This window comes from Streptococcus sp. 1F3, assembly GCF_054968985.1.
In genome coordinates this window covers 38,289-56,223 of record NZ_JBUEQR010000040.1, presented here as the reverse complement: position 1 = coordinate 56,223, position 17,935 = coordinate 38,289, and the positions used below count along the sequence as shown (strand labels likewise).

17 protein-coding genes and 1 other annotated feature are annotated in these 17,935 nt (G+C 41.7%); all 17 genes read right to left on the bottom strand.

What is annotated here, in order from left to right:
- Nucleotides 1–30 precede the first annotated feature (30 nt).
- On the bottom strand, nt 31–3,210 hold the full coding sequence (gene carB, locus ACVPON_RS03970) for a carbamoyl-phosphate synthase large subunit (RefSeq protein ID WP_462876391.1): 3,180 nt from the start codon (nt 3,208–3,210) through the stop codon (nt 31–33).
- A 350-nt stretch (nt 3,211–3,560) separates the two neighbouring features.
- Nucleotides 3,561–4,649 carry a carbamoyl phosphate synthase small subunit gene (locus tag ACVPON_RS03965; RefSeq protein ID WP_462876389.1) on the bottom strand — a complete coding sequence of 363 codons (1,089 nt, stop codon included), beginning with the start codon at nt 4,647–4,649 and terminating at the stop codon, nt 3,561–3,563.
- Nucleotides 4,650–4,691: 42 nt separating this feature from the next.
- A complete protein-coding gene (locus tag ACVPON_RS03960; protein WP_462876387.1) occupies nt 4,692–5,621 on the bottom strand; it encodes an aspartate carbamoyltransferase catalytic subunit in 930 nt (309 codons plus the stop codon).
- Nucleotides 5,622–5,635: 14 nt separating this feature from the next.
- The gene (gene pyrR, locus ACVPON_RS03955) at nt 5,636–6,166 is read right to left on the bottom strand and encodes a bifunctional pyr operon transcriptional regulator/uracil phosphoribosyltransferase PyrR (protein WP_462876385.1); all 531 of its coding nucleotides are present in this window, start codon (nt 6,164–6,166) and stop codon (nt 5,636–5,638) included.
- A gap of 495 nt (nt 6,167–6,661) precedes the next feature.
- Nucleotides 6,662–7,000 (bottom strand): hypothetical protein, encoded by a 339-nt coding sequence (locus tag ACVPON_RS03950; protein WP_462876383.1) that lies wholly within the window; start codon nt 6,998–7,000, stop codon nt 6,662–6,664.
- A complete protein-coding gene (locus ACVPON_RS03945; RefSeq protein ID WP_462876382.1) occupies nt 7,000–7,401 on the bottom strand; it encodes a hypothetical protein in 402 nt (133 codons plus the stop codon). Before ACVPON_RS03945 ends, ACVPON_RS03950 begins: the two co-directional genes overlap by 1 nt.
- A gap of 171 nt (nt 7,402–7,572) precedes the next feature.
- Nucleotides 7,573–7,992 carry a hypothetical protein gene (locus ACVPON_RS03940; RefSeq protein ID WP_462876380.1) on the bottom strand — a complete coding sequence of 140 codons (420 nt, stop codon included), beginning with the start codon at nt 7,990–7,992 and terminating at the stop codon, nt 7,573–7,575.
- A gap of 753 nt (nt 7,993–8,745) precedes the next feature.
- Entirely contained in the window at nt 8,746–10,539 is a 1,794-nt protein-coding gene (locus ACVPON_RS03935; protein ID WP_462876378.1) for an oligopeptide ABC transporter substrate-binding protein, read from the bottom strand.
- A gap of 204 nt (nt 10,540–10,743) precedes the next feature.
- Nucleotides 10,744–11,388, bottom strand: a complete 645-nt coding sequence (locus ACVPON_RS03930; protein ID WP_462876376.1) for a Pr6Pr family membrane protein — start codon at nt 11,386–11,388, stop codon at nt 10,744–10,746.
- 622 nt (nt 11,389–12,010) lie between these two features.
- Nucleotides 12,011–12,346 carry a zinc ribbon domain-containing protein YjdM gene (locus ACVPON_RS03925; protein ID WP_462876374.1) on the bottom strand — a complete coding sequence of 112 codons (336 nt, stop codon included), beginning with the start codon at nt 12,344–12,346 and terminating at the stop codon, nt 12,011–12,013.
- Between the two features lie 57 nt (nt 12,347–12,403).
- Nucleotides 12,404–13,294: an RluA family pseudouridine synthase gene (locus ACVPON_RS03920; RefSeq protein ID WP_462876372.1), complete on the bottom strand. Its 891-nt coding sequence runs from the start codon at nt 13,292–13,294 to the stop codon at nt 12,404–12,406.
- Nucleotides 13,278–13,742, bottom strand: coding sequence for a signal peptidase II (gene lspA, locus ACVPON_RS03915; protein WP_462876370.1), 465 nt, complete (start codon nt 13,740–13,742; stop codon nt 13,278–13,280). Before lspA ends, ACVPON_RS03920 begins: the two co-directional genes overlap by 17 nt.
- 1 nt (nt 13,743) lies before the next feature.
- Nucleotides 13,744–14,649 carry a LysR family transcriptional regulator gene (locus ACVPON_RS03910; protein ID WP_462876369.1) on the bottom strand — a complete coding sequence of 302 codons (906 nt, stop codon included), beginning with the start codon at nt 14,647–14,649 and terminating at the stop codon, nt 13,744–13,746.
- Nucleotides 14,650–15,011: 362 nt separating this feature from the next.
- Nucleotides 15,012–15,305 carry a 50S ribosomal protein L27 gene (gene rpmA / locus ACVPON_RS03905; protein WP_067089616.1) on the bottom strand — a complete coding sequence of 98 codons (294 nt, stop codon included), beginning with the start codon at nt 15,303–15,305 and terminating at the stop codon, nt 15,012–15,014.
- Between the two features lie 51 nt (nt 15,306–15,356).
- Nucleotides 15,357–15,671, bottom strand: coding sequence for a 50S ribosomal protein L21 (gene rplU, locus ACVPON_RS03900; RefSeq protein WP_462876366.1), 315 nt, complete (start codon nt 15,669–15,671; stop codon nt 15,357–15,359).
- Nucleotides 15,672–15,707: 36 nt separating this feature from the next.
- Nucleotides 15,708–15,778, bottom strand: a sequence feature (ribosomal protein L21 leader region).
- A 112-nt stretch (nt 15,779–15,890) separates the two neighbouring features.
- Complete coding sequence (locus tag ACVPON_RS03895) at nt 15,891–16,319, bottom strand: VOC family protein (RefSeq protein WP_462876364.1); 429 nt, start codon at nt 16,317–16,319, stop codon at nt 15,891–15,893.
- A 390-nt stretch (nt 16,320–16,709) separates the two neighbouring features.
- Nucleotides 16,710–17,924, bottom strand: a complete 1,215-nt coding sequence (thiI, locus tag ACVPON_RS03890; protein WP_462876362.1) for a tRNA uracil 4-sulfurtransferase ThiI — start codon at nt 17,922–17,924, stop codon at nt 16,710–16,712.
- Nucleotides 17,925–17,935 lie beyond the last annotated feature (11 nt).

Here is a 17,935-nt window from a genome sequence, read left to right as displayed (position 1 = left end):
CCTCATTTTTTTATTATAAACCATTATAACCTAAATAACATTCGTTGTAAAGGTTCGACTCTCTAATACTTGTAGCATTGCTTCTGCTGTATCAAGAGCTGTAAAGAGGGGAGTCCCTGTTTCAATGGCAGAACTGCGGATAATTTGTCCGTCCCCTTCTGCAACACGCTTGGTTCCTACTGTATTGATAATAGCCTGTACCTGACCCTTGCGAACAAGAGCCGGAATATCGTTGCCTTCACCTTCCCCTAATTTATTAACAGCAATAGATTCTACTCCGTTTGCCTTGAAGAAATCACTCGTCCCTTCTGTTGCAAAAATACTGTAGCCAATTGCTTCAAATCGCTTCGCAAGTCCAAGCGCTTCTTCCTTGGTCTCATCTGCAATTGTAAAGACCACATTTCCAAATTCTTCCAAATGGAAATGGCTAGCTTCAAAAGCCTTGTAAAGGGCTTTTTCAAGAGTTCGATCTGTCCCCATCACTTCACCGGTCGATTTCATCTCAGGACCTAAGAGGCTATCAACCTTGGCTAGTTTGGTGAAAGAGAAGACCGGTGCTTTTACGTGGACATTAGCCGATTCTGGATATAAGCCATCTTGGTAGCCTAATGCTGCCAAGGTTTGACCCAAGATCAGTTTGGTCGCTACCTGCGCCATTGGGATATCTGTCACTTTCGATAAGAAAGGGACTGTACGGCTAGCCCGTGGATTGACCTCAATGACATACACGGTATCATCTTTGATGACAAACTGAATATTCATCATTCCAATACAATTAAGCCCTATTGCTAAACGCTTGGTATAATCTGCAATGGTCGCTTGTATTTCTTTTGATAGGGTCTGGGGAGGATAAACTGCCATAGAATCTCCAGAATGGACACCTGCACGTTCAATATGCTCCATAATTCCTGGAATGAGGACATCTTTCCCGTCAGAAATGGCATCAACCTCACACTCACGCCCCACAATGTAAGAATCCACCAGAACAGGATGTTCAGGGCTTGCTTTTACTGCTGTCTGCATATAGCTACGTAAGTCGGTTTCATTTTCAACGATTTCCATCGCCCGTCCACCGAGAACATAAGAAGGTCTTACAAGGACAGGAAAGCCAATCTTACGGGCTGCATCAATCGCTTCTTCCTCGTTGGTTGCCGTCTGCCCTGGAGGTTGTGGAATCCCCAAATCTTTCAAGGCTTTTTCAAACAAATCACGATCTTCTGCCCGATCCAGGTCTGCAACTTGGGTACCGATAATCCTTACTCCTGCTTTCGACAAGGGCTCTGCCAAGTTAATAGCAGTTTGTCCTCCAAATTGAACAATGACACCAATCGGCTGCTCTAGCTCAATCACATTCATCACATCTTCAAACGTCAAGGGTTCAAAATAGAGCTTGTCTGATACAGAGAAGTCGGTCGATACTGTCTCTGGGTTTGAGTTCATGATGATGGCTTCATAGCCTGCTGCCTGAATGGCTTTCACAGAGTGGACCGTCGCATAGTCAAACTCAACCCCCTGCCCAATCCGGATAGGACCCGATCCCAAGACAAGGACGGACTCTCTGTCAGATCGGATTGACTCATTTTCCCACTCATAGGTTGAATAAAAGTAGGGTGTCGCACTTTCAAACTCAGCTGCACAGGTATCAACCATTTTATAGACTGGAACAATCCCATTTTCCAAACGGAACTGGCGAACTTGGTCTGCCGTTTGTTGCCACAATTCCGCAATCTTACGATCCGCAAAACCATTTTGCTTGGCAGTCTTTAAAACAGACACATCTCCAACATTCGCTCCTAACGCTGCTTCTAATTCAATAATATGAAGCAATTTATCCAAGAAAAAGACATCAATTTTAGTCAGATTGGCAATTTCTTCTACTGTGAACCCACGGCGAAGTGCCTCTGATACGTAGAAGAGGCGGTCATCTTGAGCCTTGACAATTTTTTCAATGAGGACATCGTCTGTCGTCTTCACCAAGTCTTTCATTTCATTATGGTAGACACCGATTTCAAGCGAACGACAAGCCTTCAACAGACTTTCTTCAATGGTACGCCCAATCGCCATGACCTCTCCTGTCGCTTTCATCTGGGTCCCCAAACGACGCTCACCTTTTTCAAATTTATCAAATGGGAAGCGCGGGATTTTAGCAACTACATAGTCCAGCGCTGGCTCAAACATGGCATAGGTCGATCCTGTCACAGGGTTAATCATTTCGTCCAGTGTCAAGCCGACTGCAATCTTGGCTGCTAGTTTGGCAATCGGATAACCCGTCGCTTTTGAAGCAAGAGCTGAGGATCGAGATACCCGTGGATTGACCTCAATGACATAATATTTAAAACTGTGTGGATCAAGTGCTAACTGTACATTACAGCCTCCCTCAATCTTAAGGGCACGGATAATACTCAAGCTAGCGTCCCGCAACATTTGGTTTTCAATATCCGATAGGGTCTGCGTTGGGGCAAATACAATCGAATCTCCCGTATGAATACCCACAGGGTCAAAGTTCTCCATATTACATACAACAAGAGCGTTGTCTGCGCTATCGCGCATGACTTCGTACTCGATTTCCTTAAAGCCCGCAATGGAGCGTTCGATCAAGCACTGGGTCACAGGAGATAACTTCAGACCATTTTCTGCAATTTCCCGGAGTTCTTCCTCATTGGCACACATACCGCCCCCAGTCCCTCCAAGGGTAAAGGCAGGACGAACAATGACAGGATAACCAATTTTAGCCGCAAAGCTAATCGCTTCTTCAATGGTATTGACAATCTCAGATTCGGGAATGGGTTGCCCCAAGTCTTCCATCAACTGCTTGAACAAATCACGGTCTTCTGCCTGATCAATGGCAGATAATTTTGTCCCTAGTAATTCAACACCTAGCTCATCTAGGATACCAGCTTTAGACAATTCCATTGCCATATTCAGACCTGTCTGACCACCTAGGGTCGGTAAGAGGGCATCAGGACGCTCCTTGCGCAAGATACGAGAGACAAATTCAAAGGTAATCGGCTCAATGTAAACCTTATCAGCAATCTCCTTATCCGTCATAATGGTCGCCGGATTGGAATTGACCAAGACGACACTATAGCCTTCTTCTTTCAAAGCAAGGCAAGCCTGGGTCCCTGCATAATCAAACTCCGCTGCTTGACCAATAATAATGGGTCCAGACCCAATCACCATAATTTTCTTAATATCACTACGTTTTGGCATACTCTATGATACAAATGCTACCAAACGAGACAAGCGAAAATAGGAAAGCCATAGCAGACACATAGCGTCTAGTGGAACTTTATCTTTTTACGCACTCTCGTAGGCGTGTTCGATTCAGCACCTGCAATCCTGTCTAAGGCGACATGCTAAGTCGAACTTGTATCTTCTCCTTTCTATTTGTCAGCTCTCAGGCTGCCATTAAATACTTCTTTTCTTTGACCTATACTCTCAATTCTAGACTTCTGGTCTAGGTTTGTTTGCTACTGCTTTCGTTCATTTTTCATCTGTAACCTACATTCTTTCAAACAAACGACTTCCTTGATTCCAATCCCTGATCCTAATACAGGTTCTTAACGCTTGTAGGTCCCTGCTTGAAAGGCATCTATCAATTCCATGAAATCGTCAAATAAGTAGCTGGCATCATGTGGACCCGGTGCCGCATCGGGGTGGAATTGGACAGAAAAGGCTGGTTGGTTGCGATGGCGAACTCCTTCGACCGATTTGTCATTGATTTCTTCATGAGTAATCATCAGGCAGTCTGGTAAATTCTCACGCGATACGGCAAAACCGTGGTTTTGTGAAGTAAAATCCACACGGCCTGTTGCAATTTCCCGAACTGCATGGTTGAAACCTCGATGACCAAATTTCATCTTATAGGTGCTGGCCCCATTTGCCTTCGCCAGCAACTGATGTCCCATACAGATTCCGAAAATCGGGATTTTTCCTTGAATACTGCGAATCATCTCAAGTGCCTCTGGTACATCATCTGGATCCCCAGGACCATTCGAAAGCATGACACCATCTGGTGCCAAATCTAAAATTTCCTCGGCAGTTGTATCAAATGGTACTACTGTAATATTACAGCCCCGTTTTGAAAGTTCCCGTAAAATAGAATGTTTGAGACCGAAGTCAACTAAGACGATATTACGCCCAATCCCTGGTGCAGGATAGGCTGTCTTAGTAGAAACTTGAGAAATGTTATTGGTTGGTAGGACAGTAGCCCGCAATTGATCCAATAAATGTTCAACTGAATCCCCCTCATCTGCCAAGGTTGCTCGCATGGTCCCATGCTTGCGGATAATCTTGGTAAGGGCGCGCGTGTCAATTCCTGAAATCCCAGGGATTTTCTTAGCCTTTAAGAATTCATCTAAGGTCAACTGATTGCGCCAATTACTAGCTCGACGAGCCCATTCACGAACGACCACTCCCTTACAGGTTGGTGTAATAGACTCGTAGTCATCACGGTTAACCCCATAATTTCCTACCAAAGGATAGGTAAAGGTCAGAATTTGTCCATTGTAGGACTGGTCAGTGATGGATTCTTGGTAGCCTGTCATTCCTGTATTAAAGACAATCTCACCTGTCACTGCAATATCTGCTCCAAAGGCTTCGCCTTCGAAAATCGTTCCATCTTCTAAAATTAACAATCTTTTTGCCATTGTTTCCTTCCTCGTCTGCTCTCTCTGGAGCTTGTTAACGTCTTATTTATTGGCTCTCGCATGTAAAACAGCTTCCAAAATAGCCATGCGAACAAAAACCCCATTTTGCATCTGCTGGACTATCCGTGATTTGGGAGCCTCTACTAAATGATCTGCAATTTCCACATCACGATTGACTGGAGCTGGATGCATGATGATCGCTGTATCCTTCATTTGAGCATAGCGTTTCTGGGTCAACCCATGCAGGCAATTGTATTCCTCCTTGGAAAAACTCTTATTGCCATTATGACGCTCATGCTGAACACGCAAGAGCATCAGGACATCTACCTGGTCGATGATTTCATCTAAAGATACATGCTGACCATAGGCATCAAATTCTGCTGCATACCACTCACTAGGACCTGCAAAGAATAAACTTGCTCCCAAGCGTTTTAAGATCTGCATATTAGACTTCGCTACACGTGAATGGGTTAAATCACCCGCAATTACAATCTTCAAGCCCTCAAAACGCCCAAACTCCTCGTAAATGGTCATCAAGTCCAAGAGGGACTGGCTAGGGTGCTGACCCGACCCGTCGCCCCCATTTACAATAGAAGCTGTAATCGTCGGGCTAGCGATTAGCTCTTTATAGTAATCCACTTCTGAATGGCGAATGACACAGATATCCACTCCCAAGGCACTCATGGTCAAAATCGTATCGTATAAGGTCTCCCCTTTATTGACCGAGCTGGTCTTCGCATCAAAATCAATCATCTGGAGACCCAGACGCAACTCAGCCATTTCAAATGACTTGTGAGTCCGTGTTGAGTCCTCAAAGAAGAGATTCGACACATAGGCTCTTTGAGAAATAGCAGCTGCCTCTCCTCTTTTAAATGCCAGACCTCGCTCAATTAAGCCTAGCACTTCTTCATTGGATAAACTTTCCATGGTCACTACATGCTGAAGTGACACTTTTTCATCAATGATTGGCATCTCAAACCTACCTCTTATTTTGCCTCATTGCTATCGAATAACAAAACGGAATCCTTACCGTCTGATTCGACCATATGCACAATGATTTCCTCCGTCCGACTTGTAGGAATATTTTTACCAACATAGTCTGCTCTAATTGGCAACTCACGATGCCCCCTATCGACCAAAACTGCTAGGCTGACCCTCGCAGGACGACCGAGAGAGACGATATTATCAATCGCCGCACGAATGGTTCGACCTGTATAAAGCACATCATCAATCAAGATAACATCCCGATCATTCACATCAGCGGTCATTAAAGTTGTATCTTCTTCTACTTTTATATCGTCACGGAAAGGCTTCGTATCGAGTTCTCCGAGTGGAACTTCAATCCCCTCTAATTGCTTCAAGCGCTCTTGGATACGCTTTGCGATATAGACACCTCGGGTCTTAATTCCCGCCAAGACAATATTGTCTAAATTTTTATTGCGCTCAATAATCTCATACGTAATCCGCGTAATTGCCCGTTTCATGGTCATCTCATCAACGATTTCCTTGGTTTTCATGACTAACCCCTTTCTCGCCTAATGGCACAAAAAAATCTCCCTGACACAAGGAGATTCCAGACAATCGATTCAGAAATAGTCCCTAAGGTCTGAAATGACGAGACTTTACCTTACCAAGTGGCAAGTTAGCCTGTAATCCACAAGCCCTCTCTCCATCACTCCATTCACGAAACTATCACATCACCTGTTTTAGCTGATACTCCTTGCCTGTTTCACAGAACAGTCCTTAAAGGATTTATTTCCACCAGTATAACAGAATTTTTCTAAAAAGACAACTATTACCAATTAAGATACACGCCATACGCATGAAGAAAATGCATGTAACTGTTTTCTAGCTACATGCATTTTTTCAAAATATTTTCACGACATTTACACGCTTGCATTGATTTATCCTCGTTTTCTCCTACATTATCACAAAATTTCATGATAAAAATATAACTTTGTTATGAAAAGCCGTTATCTGAAAACTAAGTTTTCTTCGTGCGTTTGTCGTGATTAAGATACGAGGGCGTAAGAAAATTGAATATCTGTAGCTGCTGCAATGACTGCCACACTACTATAGTCAGGCTCTCCGTCCACGATTGGCGCGACTGCCATACCATCAAAACCTGTCAGGGGGTCCGAATGGGTTTTGATGACTTTGAATTGTTGATTGTCTGGGGTTGTTAAGATATTAAGCTCGTTAGGTAATAAATCTTTATCATCTTTTGCAACTACTAATTTAGGAGGCGCTATAGTATCTTGATGGCGATTAACATACTCTGCATTAACACTATAAACATTCTTCCCCCAGTTAAAATCATTCAACTGCTGATCGGTGTAATTAAATACCATTACTCAAAGATCTCCTCTCCATCTGAATACGTAACCCTAATTTTCCTTTCCGTCTTTCCTAAATATGTTCTTAATTGCTTTGATACAGCTTGAGAAGCTATCACTGAACCATTTACTTTATAACTAATATTATGACCGATACCATATTCTATATTTGTTCCATCATCAAAAATAATACGTATTTGTGCATACCAACCACCTGGTTTAGATTCTTCAAAACCTGAACGAATAATTGTGATCTCCTCTAAATCTTGATACGTATTTTTCAAAGCCTTAACCAAACTCACTTCATAGGTTCGATTTCGCTCTTCTTCCGTAGCTTTTTGTCTTTGATGATGGATGCCAAATACCATCACAATCCCTCCTAAAATCATCAGTAAAAGGACGACTTTCTTTTTCATCTTCCAACCTCCACCTATTGGACTACTCCCCATATCTGTATTTGCTTATCTATTATCATACCCTATTTTTCGAGGGATTGCTATAAAAACCTAAAAAATATGGATTGACACTATATACATATTTACCTCTATTCAAATAATTTAGTTCTCTATCGGTATAAACAAAATCATTCATTGAATTTCCTTCTCTCCATTAGAATATGAGACCCCAATCTTAGTATTTGTCACTCCCTTATGTCTATGAAGTTTTTCCCACTGTTTATTAATTTGAACATCTGTATCACCATTCATGACCCCTCCATAATTGACTGTATTTTCTAAATCATGATTTATTCCGTAAGAAACTTCTTCTTGATTAGCGAATAATATTGTAACATTGCACGACCATGTCCTTGGCTTCATAGTATAACGAGGATTACTCAATTTAATCTCTGTAATTCCTTCATATGAATTTTTTAAGGCTTTGACCAAACTCACTTCGTAGGTTCGATTCTGTTCTTCTTCCGCAGCTTTTTGTCTTTGATGATGGATGCCAAATACCATCACAAGCCCTCCTAAAATGATTAGTAAAATGGGTGCTTTCTTTTTCATCTTCCAACCTCCACCTATTGGGCTACTCCCCTTATCTGTATCTGCTTATCTATTATCATTATACCCTATTTTTCAAGGTGCTACTATAAAAACCTAAGAAAAATACTTTATTCTCTCGTAATAATTGCATTATGATACTTTCATTTTAAAAATAAGATGTGAGGACGTTAAGAAAATGGAAAGAAAAATAGGCGGCCGAACAGAAAACAGAAGTTGCTTGCAACTTCGTTGTGAGACCCCGGCGAAGATAGCTAGGCTAGTCACAAATGAAATGCAGGGAATAGTCAGCTAGCTACCGCCAATAAAACAAGTTATTGTATCTTATTCATTTTTTATCTTTTTTCTACCATTTTTAGTCCGAACTCAATTAACCAAAGATATAGTTGTTTCGTTTACTTTTAGTACTAGGCAAGGAGCTGCAGGCTGCTTCAACAGTCTAATGACTGTTGAAGGTTGGAAATCATACTGACGATAGTCAGTAACAATCGTAGAGTACGGCAAAGTGAATTCCAATCATCTGGAAGAGTGAAACAGTTCGGCGGACTGTTTCAGCCTGAGCCTAGAAATTTGAGAGCGAAGTGGGCAAGGTTGGAAATAAGGAAACGGAGTTTCCGCAATCGTTGAAGTAATAAAAGTTAAACTAAATGAGTATACCAAGCCCGTGAAAACCTCAAACTTTAGGGCATTCTCTACTCGTCCTTTCTCCCAAAAACCTAATAAAGGACTGGGACACTTGCCCAATCCTTTATTTCTCTATTGTTTGTCAGCTGCTCCTGTTTCTGCAGTCAACTCAACCTTGTTCCATCTTGCCTTAGAGGCTGAACCATATTGGGTATCAAAGTATTTGACACGGTTGTTAATGGCAATCAGCTTTTCAGATTCAAACAATGGAATAGCAAATGCCTCTTTCTCAGCATTTTCTTGCCATTTCTTATAGTTTTCAAGATTTTTCTTCTCATCAAAGGACTCTTCTGAACGAAGCGCCTTGAGTAACTTGGTATTTTCATCTGATACATAGCGTGAGTAGTTAAACTGTGCTTCTGGTCCCCATAGGCCTGTCGGATTTGGATCGTATCCAGTTGACCAACCTGCTAGATAAGCGTCAATATTAGCATCATTTGCTGCAATTGTATCATAGAAAGAGTTCAACTCCATGGTACGGCCTGTGTAGAGTTCGACATGTAAGCCGACTTCTTTCCACCATGCTTGATATTGTTGAATAAGGGCTTCATTAGCTTCTGTACGTTTACGAGCCGCAAGGGTAATCTTGAATGGTTTACCGTTTTTATCTTCACGGATACCATCTCCGTCCACATCCTTATAGCCTGCTTCATCTAGCAAGGCTTTTGACTTATCTGGATCGTAAGTGTAGCCTTTCAAGCCAGTATCATGTAAATCACCAAAGAATGAAATAATCAGAGAGTTTGCTGGGTGATACAAGCCGTTGTACAATTTGTCACCTGCAGTCTTGGTATCAAGAGCATAGCCCATCGCTTGACGCAAATTGATATCATTCATTTTGGCATCAGGATTCATGACATTCTTTCCTGCATCCTTGTCATATTTTCCTAGGTTAAAGGACAAGTATTCATAGCTAGAATCAATCGTACCAAGTATGGTAAGATTAGATGCACCTTTAAAACTATCCAACTGATCCGTTGGCATTTCAGCATAGTCATAGTGACCAGCTTTCATCTCTGAAACAATGGTATCAGGAGAGACAATGTCCATCTTTAAGCTATCCAACTTCACTTTTCCATCAAAATAGTATTCATTTGGAATAAAGGTCACAGACTCACCACTGACCGTTTCCTTCACTTTGAAAGGTCCTAGACCGACAAATTTGGAGGTCGCACGCGCATACTCACTCTTTTCCCAATCTGCTACTGGAATATCCTTAAAGATGTGCTTAGGTGTTACATAAGATGGAACATCTCCACCGGCATACATCATAGACGGGGTCATTTCTTTCACGTTTAGAACGACCGTATAATCATCTATTTTTTCAATCCCTGAAATACTATCTGCATGGCCTGCTACAAACTCCTCCATACCGATGATGTTTTTAAAGCTATTATCGAAACGCACACCTGTATAGCCCTTGTCCGCCATTTTTTCAATAGTAAAGATGTAATCATCAATGGTAAATGGCTCCCCATCTGACCACTTGTAATCCTTACCATTTAGGCTAACCGTTAACTTTTTCTCTTTCAAATCAAAGTCAACGGTAGCGAGACCCGAGTCATCCAGTTTGCGGTCACCATCATAACCAAACATTCCCACATCAACCAATACTCCGAAAGTTGAATCCACAACATTATCCGTCAACTCATCAATCAATAAGCCAGTTGATGAAGAAGCTGCGACAATCGCATACTTAAACTGACCACCCTTAATCGCAGAACCATCATTTGTCACTTCTCCTGGAAAGCTCAAATTGCTTTCTTCAGCTGATGATGAACCCTTAGAAGCTCCACATGCAGCCAACACGGATACTGACAGAAGAGTCACTGCCGCTAGTGAAAATACTTTACTTGTCTTCTTCATAAAATCCTACCTCACAATGTTTTTGGTATGTAGCAGACCAGGTTTATTTTCCATGTCTGTTCCAGTATTTTATCATAAAAAGGAAGTTTTGTCTGCATTTTTATACAAAAACATTCTATAAACCTGTATATTCTAACATAATAATGTCAGAAAAAACCACTTCTTATGTTAGAAATAGGGATTTTAAAGATGGGAGCAGAATCGTTAAACAGTCTTTCTATTTTTCAATACAGCTGGCACTGCAATTGATTTGATCAATAAAAGACCATAGCCTGCAAGTAAATAGGCCATAAAAATTGTTGTTGCATAGGTGAGGACATAGCGCCAACCATATTTTGGTACATTTAAGAAAAAATAGGCAAAGGGGCTATCTTTGGCATCAGGAATTGGCAATTTAATCAGCAAGCCATTGATTAGTGCAAAGACTAGGTAGGCAACAGGCAGAACTGTCCACCAGATTGGATCAAACCATCTGTATTGCTTCTGCCTGTCTACAAATAGGGTATCCACAAGAAAATAGAGAGGCACGATATAGTGGCAGAGAAGATTTTCCACCCGCCAAAAATCTGTCGCAAGAGGCGCTAGCATAACATGATAAATAATACAGGTAATCATAATCGACATCGTGACCCCTGCCTTCAAGCGCAGAAAATCCTGACCTTGTACGTCTTTCTTCTGGTACATGAGATAGACCATATAGGTCGAAAAGAGAGCTACTAAGAGATTAGACTGAACAGTATAGTAGAGCAACATCCCAATCCCATACTTAAAAATCTCAAGCGTCGTTCCGATAATGGCTAAAGCTGCTAGCAAACAGCGTGAATAAAAACAAGTACTTTGAAACTTCAATGTATTCCTCCTCAAATAAGAAGAGGGAGATAAGGCTCTTAAGACACTTACTCCCAATTCTTCTAGAAATAGACCTATTATAGTTGTTTATACTCAATAAAAATCAAAAGTAGACTAGTTTTCACAATTAAGAATTGTGAAAGCTTGGAAATGAGAGTCGCATCGCTCATTTCCTTATAATCGAAGCCGAAGGTAGAACGAGTCTTCACCAAGGCAAGTTGACGAAGGTCCTTTTGATTTTTAAAGAGTATTAGTTTACTTTTAGTACTAGGCAACGAACTACAGGCTGCTTCAACAGTCTAATGACTGTTGAAGGTTGGAAATCATACTGACGATAGTCAGTAACAATCGTAGAGTACGGCAAAGCGAATTCCAATCATCTAGAAGATGATTGGAAGTTGGAAATAGGGAAACGGAGTTTCCACAATCGTCGAAGTAATAAAAGGTAAACGAAATGAGTATAGAACCGATATTCACAGTTCAGCACTTCTATCTAAGACTCGTTTTTTAGCTAGTCATCGTTCATTTTTTTCAACATACAGTCCGTATTTCCTCAAAGAACAACCTCGATGAGCGAAAAACAATCTCTTCTATAAAAGCACTGGACTTGTGATACAGGTTCTTAGATTTTCTTCACAAATTCTGATTTTAACTTCATCGCACCAAAACCGTCAATCTTACAGTCAATGTTGTGATCTCCCTCCACGATCCGAATGTTTTTCACACGCGTACCTTGCTTGAGGTCTTTAGGTGCTCCCTTAACTTTCAAATCTTTGATCAGCGTTACTGTATCACCATCTGCCAAGCGATTCCCATTGGCATCAATCGCAACTACTCCATCTTCTTCAACCACTTCTGCTGGGTTCCATTCGTAGGCACATTCTGGACAGATGAGTAAGACCCCATCTTCATAGACATATTCTGATTGACATTTTGGACAATTTGGTAACGTTTCCATAATATCTCCCTTCTTTTTTACTTAGTTAGTATACCATGCTAGTGCAAATTGAGCAAGCTAGGCCTTTTGGAGTTTTTCGAGGGTTTCACGGAAAATAGCTGGTACTTCCGCCGTAAAAACCAAAACCTCACCAGTCCGTGGGTGGGTAAAACCGAGTGTCTGAGCATGTAAAAACTGCCCCTTGCCTTTTAAGGTCTTGCGTGGCCCATACACTTCATCACCAGCTATTGGGTGACCGATGTAAGCCATATGGACACGAATCTGATGTGTCCGCCCTGTTTCAAGGGTTAATTCCACCAAGGTATACTCTCCGAAGCGTTCCAAAACCTGAAAACGGGTCAGAGCTTCCTTCCCCTTGGCAGTTACCGCCTGCTTCTTGCGATCCTTTTCGGAACGCCCGATCGGTGCTTCAATCACCCCGCGGTCATTCGGCAGATTACCATGGACAATCGCAAGGTACTTCCGTAAAGATTTCTTGGCTTTTAATTCTTCTGCTAACTTCTGGTGGGCTTCATCATGTTTCGCCACCATCAATAAGCCTGAGGTATCCTTATCAATCCGATGGACAATTCCAGGTCGCATAAGACCATTGATACCAGACAAGTCTTTGATATGATACAACAGAGCATTGACCAAGGTCCCTGATGGGTGTCCCGCAGAAGGATGGACCACCATTCCCTGCGGTTTATTGACCACTGCCACATCTGCATCCTCATAGATAATGTCAAGTGGAAGCTCCTCTGCCACATAATGGACTTCTTCAATCTCTGGAATCTCATATTGGATACAATCTCCAGCCTGAACTGTATATTTGGCTTTTTTTACTTGCCCATTGACAAGGACTAATCCAGCCTTTATCTGCTCATTTGCTACCGAACGCGATAGGGAAGTTGCGTCAGCCAATGCCTTGTCTAGACGAATCCCACCTATTTCAACTCTTACTTCCATTTTTCTCTTCTTTCATACTATAGATAAATAAGACGACTACCCCAACTGTCAGGCACATGTCTGCGACATTAAAGACAGGAAAATCAATAAAATCAAGATGGAACATATCGACAACGTAACCTAGACGAATGCGATCGATGAAATTGCCCATTCCCCCAGCTATCACAAGCGATAAACTAGATAAAAGCCATAAACTGCCCCTAATATGCTTGATAAAGTACCAGATTGCAACTGTCAGCACAAGCAAGGTCACAATCGTAAAAAAAACTTGTTGATTCTGGAGAATCGAATAGGCAGCACCATAATTACGCAGGTAATACAAATTGACCAGCTTGGGAATAAAAGCCCTTTGTTCATTCAGGGCTATATTCGCCACTGTCCAAGCCTTGACCCATTGATCCAAGGCAATCAAACCAACTATTTCTAGTAAAAATCCAACTTTTCTCATACTATCCTTTCTTTTTGGCAAAATAAGCCTCCATCACCTGGATAAAATCTTGGGCACACTGGCTCAACTCCATATCCTCCCGCTTAACATAGACCATGCGGTTTCCTTTTCCTTCCTTGAAGGGAACAACCGTAATCCCATGTACACTTTCACCATCTAAGAAACCAGAGCCTGTCGCATAGGCATCTGTCCGCTCCAAAATCCCATTCAAGGTTGCCCGATCTGTGACATCAAAAGTTACTGACGAATCTGAGGTATCAAAGAAATTCTCAGAATAATAGAGATACTCGTCTTTTTCCTGCGTAAAGCGCACCGTTGGCAAGCCCGCCAAGTCTGCTAATTCAATCACAGATTTTTTTGCTAAGGGGTGACCTTTTCGGATATAAATATGAGTTTGGAAAGGAATCAGATCCACCACTTCCAAGCGTAATTTTTCCAATTTTTGCATAATTCCCTTGGTATTACGGTTGTTGAGGTAAATAATTCCCAACTCGCTATGACCTTGGGCCACTTCATCTAGAATCTGTACGGTAGTTGATTCAAACAAACGAAACTTGGGATAGTCTGGAAATTGCTGCGAAAATTCGGTGATGAGGGGGGGTAAAAAATCATAGTGCTGGCTAGAAATCGAAAATTCTACTTCTCCATCATCTGCCTGCAAATAGAGATGTTCAAAACTATCAAATCCCTTTACCAAACTTTGAGCCTTATCATAAAATTCCATCCCCCGCCTCGTCAAGAAAGTTCCTGAACTAGTACGACTAAAAATCTTAAATCCTAGCTCTTTTTCCAAATCGCGTACAGAGATGGACAAACTCGGTTGCGACACAAACATTTTCTCTGCCGCTTCTCGAAAGGTTCCACTATTTGCAATCGCCACAACATAGCGTAATTGTTGAATATTCATTCTGCCACTTCCTTTGTAAAATCTTCTTTATTATACCATAATCTACAGGAGAAACCAGCCCAAGGCCTAGCTAGTTCCCACCAAGAAAACTCATATTCTTTAAAAATCAAAAGGATCCTTCGTCAACTTGCCTTGGTGAAGGCTCGTTCTACCTTGGGCTTCGATTATAAGGAAATGAGCGGTGCTACTCTCATTTCCAACCTTTCACAATTCTTAATTGTGAAAGCTAGTCTACTTTTGATGTTTATTGAGTATAAGAGCTGGGGAAAAAGATTATAGTAGAAACACATGAATACAGTTGTATTGCGGTAGCGAAAAAGGGAACTTACCAATCGGTAAGCTCCCCCTACATTTTTAAGGTATTATTTCGCAATAGGGTAAACAGATACTTGTTTTTTATCGCGTCCTTTACGTTCGAAACGTACTACACCTTCTACTTTCGCATAAAGCGTATCATCTCCTCCACGACCTACGTTAGCTCCTGGATAGATTTTTGTACCACGTTGGCGGTAAAGAATAGAACCACCTGATACAGTTTGACCATCAGCCGCTTTTGCTCCAAGGCGTTTTGCTTGGGAATCACGACCGTTTGACGTTGAACCTCCACCTTTTTTGTGGGCGAATAGTTGCAAGTTAGCAAGATTCAAGTTTAACATAATGTTATTCCTCCAATATTCTGTGATGAGTGTTATACCGCTAAATGAGCATTAAGCGTTGATAGCATTGATAACAACTTTTGTATAAGGTTGACGATGACCTTGTTTACGGTGGCTACCTTTTTTAGGTTTGTATTTGAAAGTAACAACTTTCCTTTGTTTTCCTTGTTTTTCAACAGTTCCAACAACAGTAGCACCTGCTACAAGTGGAGTTCCGACAACAGTCTTTTCACCACCAACAAGAACAACTTCGCTAAATGTAACGTCTTGACCAGCTTCAACGTTCAATTTTTCAACGTAGATTGCTTGACCAACTTCAACTTTAACTTGTTTTCCGCCAGTTTTAATGATTGCGTATGTGCTCATTATGCACCTCCTATGATACTCTGGGACTTCTCCCGATTTTTTGTGAAGACTCGCCTAGCATCGTGGGACGAACCTCTTAAACGATGATCGAGCGGTTGCACAGGCTGTGCATAGTCAACATTCTTATTCTATCACTCTTATTCAAATTTGACAAGTATTTACCTTCAAAAGAATATGTCTAGAGTTTTGGGAAGGTTCGGATTATGCTTGGTCTGCATCCTATTCTTGACCATAGCCGTCAACTTCTGCATTGATCTGCCAAGAAATGCCAAATTTGTCTGTCATACTACCATAGGCTGGAGACCACGGTACTGCCTGAAGTTCCATGGTAATGGCTCTTGCATCAACACAAAGTTTACGGTATACATCTTGTGCTGTTTCAGCGTCATCTGTAATCAGAGCAACGGTCAAATTGTTGCCCATTGTATAAGGCATATCAGGATGATTATCTGAGAGCATAAAGCGTTGACCATTTAGGTAAAGCTGGGCATTCATCACATAGTTTTCCAATTCTACCGGGCAATCTGGTAAAAAATCTTTGAATAAGTTCACCTGCTCAACTCTTGCTCCAAGAGCCTCTTGGTAAAATTCCAGAGCTTCTAACCCATTTCCATCTGTTATTAAATATACTTCCATTGCTTTCAGCATGAAAAACCTCCAAAATAGTAATAGCTCATTATATCATGACTTGGTCGTACTGCCAAACCTTTCAAACTCTCTAGGAGACTAAGGTAAGAAAGTACTGAGGACTATTCCCCAGTCTTTGCCTGTTTTCTTGTTCTGCTACACCTTATAAGAGAAATGATCCAGACGTCTAGCATCATAAATCGTAGCTACTCATCGTTAGGGGGATTCCCTACCCCACTACAGCTTCTTATCCTCTTTAAAAATCAAAAGAATCCTTCGTCAACTTGCCTTGGTGAAGGCTCGTTCTACCTTCGGCTTCGATTATAAGGAAATGAGCGGTGCTACTCTCATTTCCAACCTTTCACAATTCTGAATTATGAAAGCTAGTCTACTTTTGATTTTTATGGAGTATTACAACAAATTGCTCACCCACTCATCTACTTCGTCTGGCTCTTCTTGAGGGGTCATTTCTGTCACTATGATGCCACTAACAGCTCGTTCTACGAGCCCATCTATGTCTAGGCGTTTTTCGTACTGCTCGACATGTTTAATCTTCGGATTGGTTTTAGGTCGGTCAGGTGCAAAAATCGTACAACAATCTTCAAAGGGTTGAATCGAAATCTCAAAGGTATCGATTTTTTCTGCAATATCAATAATCTCTAGCTTATCCATCGTTACAACAGGGCGGATAATCGGGGTATTGCTTACAGCGTTAATCGCCTGCATGCTCTCCAAGGTCTGACTGGCTACCTGCCCTAAACTTTCACCATTGATAATGACAAGACCTCCACGTTCTTCACGAATACGATCCGTAATGCGCATCATAAATCGTCGTGTCAAGGTCATGAGATAGGCTTCAGGTGCTTTTGCCTTAATCTCCTCTTGAATCTCTGTAAACGGAACCTCGATAAACTGAATATTCCCACCAAACTTGGTCAATTTCCTTGTCAAATCTTGTGCCTTTTTCAGCGCACCAGGACTGGTGTAAGGAGGGCTAGCAAAATGTACGGCTTCAATATCCACACCACGTTTAAGTGCTAAGTAGCCTGCTACTGGAGAGTCAATCCCACCAGATAGCATAAGCATCCCCTTGCCAGAGGTTCCGACAGGCAGCCCACCTGCTCCACGAATCGTTTCATAAGAAAGATAGGCGGCCTCTGAACGAATCTCCACCCGAAGCTCAATATCTGGAACCTTCATCTTGACCTGAACGGTCGGAAGAGCTTCAAAAACAGCATTGCCTAGAGTTTGATTGAGTTCACGACTATCCAATTCAAAACTGTGATCACTTCGCCTGCTGGATATCTTAAACGTCATGCCCTCTTGGTAAATGTCCGTCATGATTTCCTGCACCGCTGCAATCAAGGCTGGAACTGATTTTTCAACCTTATAAGAAGGGGAAAAATTTTGAATCCCAAAAATCTGTTGGAGGCTTTCTGCTACTGGCTTATAGTCTGTTCCATGGAGATACACATGGGCCCGATCACGATCTGCCAGTACCTTTACTGCTGGATAAATGGACAAGACATCCTTGATATTCGTTCTAAGTTTATTGATAAACCGCATCCGATTCTTGCCCTTGGTGGACAACTCACCGTAGCGGATCATAATTTCTGAATACTGCATGATTTCTCTTT

Bases quoted from the DNA above. Each gene is read 5' to 3' on its own strand.
- carB (WP_462876391.1), bottom strand. From the start codon at position 3,210: ATGCCAAAACGTAGTGATATTAAGAAAATTATGGTGATTGGGTCTGGA.
- ACVPON_RS03965 (WP_462876389.1), bottom strand. From the start codon at position 4,649: ATGGCAAAAAGATTGTTAATTTTAGAAGATGGAACGATTTTCGAAGGC.
- ACVPON_RS03960 (WP_462876387.1), bottom strand. From the start codon at position 5,621: ATGCCAATCATTGATGAAAAAGTGTCACTTCAGCATGTAGTGACCATG.
- pyrR (WP_462876385.1), bottom strand. From the start codon at position 6,166: ATGAAAACCAAGGAAATCGTTGATGAGATGACCATGAAACGGGCAATT.
- ACVPON_RS03950 (WP_462876383.1), bottom strand. From the start codon at position 7,000: ATGGTATTTAATTACACCGATCAGCAGTTGAATGATTTTAACTGGGGG.
- ACVPON_RS03945 (WP_462876382.1), bottom strand. From the start codon at position 7,401: ATGAAAAAGAAAGTCGTCCTTTTACTGATGATTTTAGGAGGGATTGTG.
- ACVPON_RS03940 (WP_462876380.1), bottom strand. From the start codon at position 7,992: ATGAAAAAGAAAGCACCCATTTTACTAATCATTTTAGGAGGGCTTGTG.
- ACVPON_RS03935 (WP_462876378.1), bottom strand. From the start codon at position 10,539: ATGAAGAAGACAAGTAAAGTATTTTCACTAGCGGCAGTGACTCTTCTG.
- ACVPON_RS03925 (WP_462876374.1), bottom strand. From the start codon at position 12,346: ATGGAAACGTTACCAAATTGTCCAAAATGTCAATCAGAATATGTCTAT.
- ACVPON_RS03920 (WP_462876372.1), bottom strand. From the start codon at position 13,294: ATGGAAGTAAGAGTTGAAATAGGTGGGATTCGTCTAGACAAGGCATTG.
- lspA (WP_462876370.1), bottom strand. From the start codon at position 13,742: ATGAGAAAAGTTGGATTTTTACTAGAAATAGTTGGTTTGATTGCCTTG.
- ACVPON_RS03910 (WP_462876369.1), bottom strand. From the start codon at position 14,649: ATGAATATTCAACAATTACGCTATGTTGTGGCGATTGCAAATAGTGGA.
- rpmA (WP_067089616.1), bottom strand. From the start codon at position 15,305: ATGTTAAACTTGAATCTTGCTAACTTGCAACTATTCGCCCACAAAAAA.
- rplU (WP_462876366.1), bottom strand. From the start codon at position 15,671: ATGAGCACATACGCAATCATTAAAACTGGCGGAAAACAAGTTAAAGTT.
- ACVPON_RS03895 (WP_462876364.1), bottom strand. From the start codon at position 16,319: ATGCTGAAAGCAATGGAAGTATATTTAATAACAGATGGAAATGGGTTA.
- thiI (WP_462876362.1), bottom strand. From the start codon at position 17,924: ATGCAGTATTCAGAAATTATGATCCGCTACGGTGAGTTGTCCACCAAG.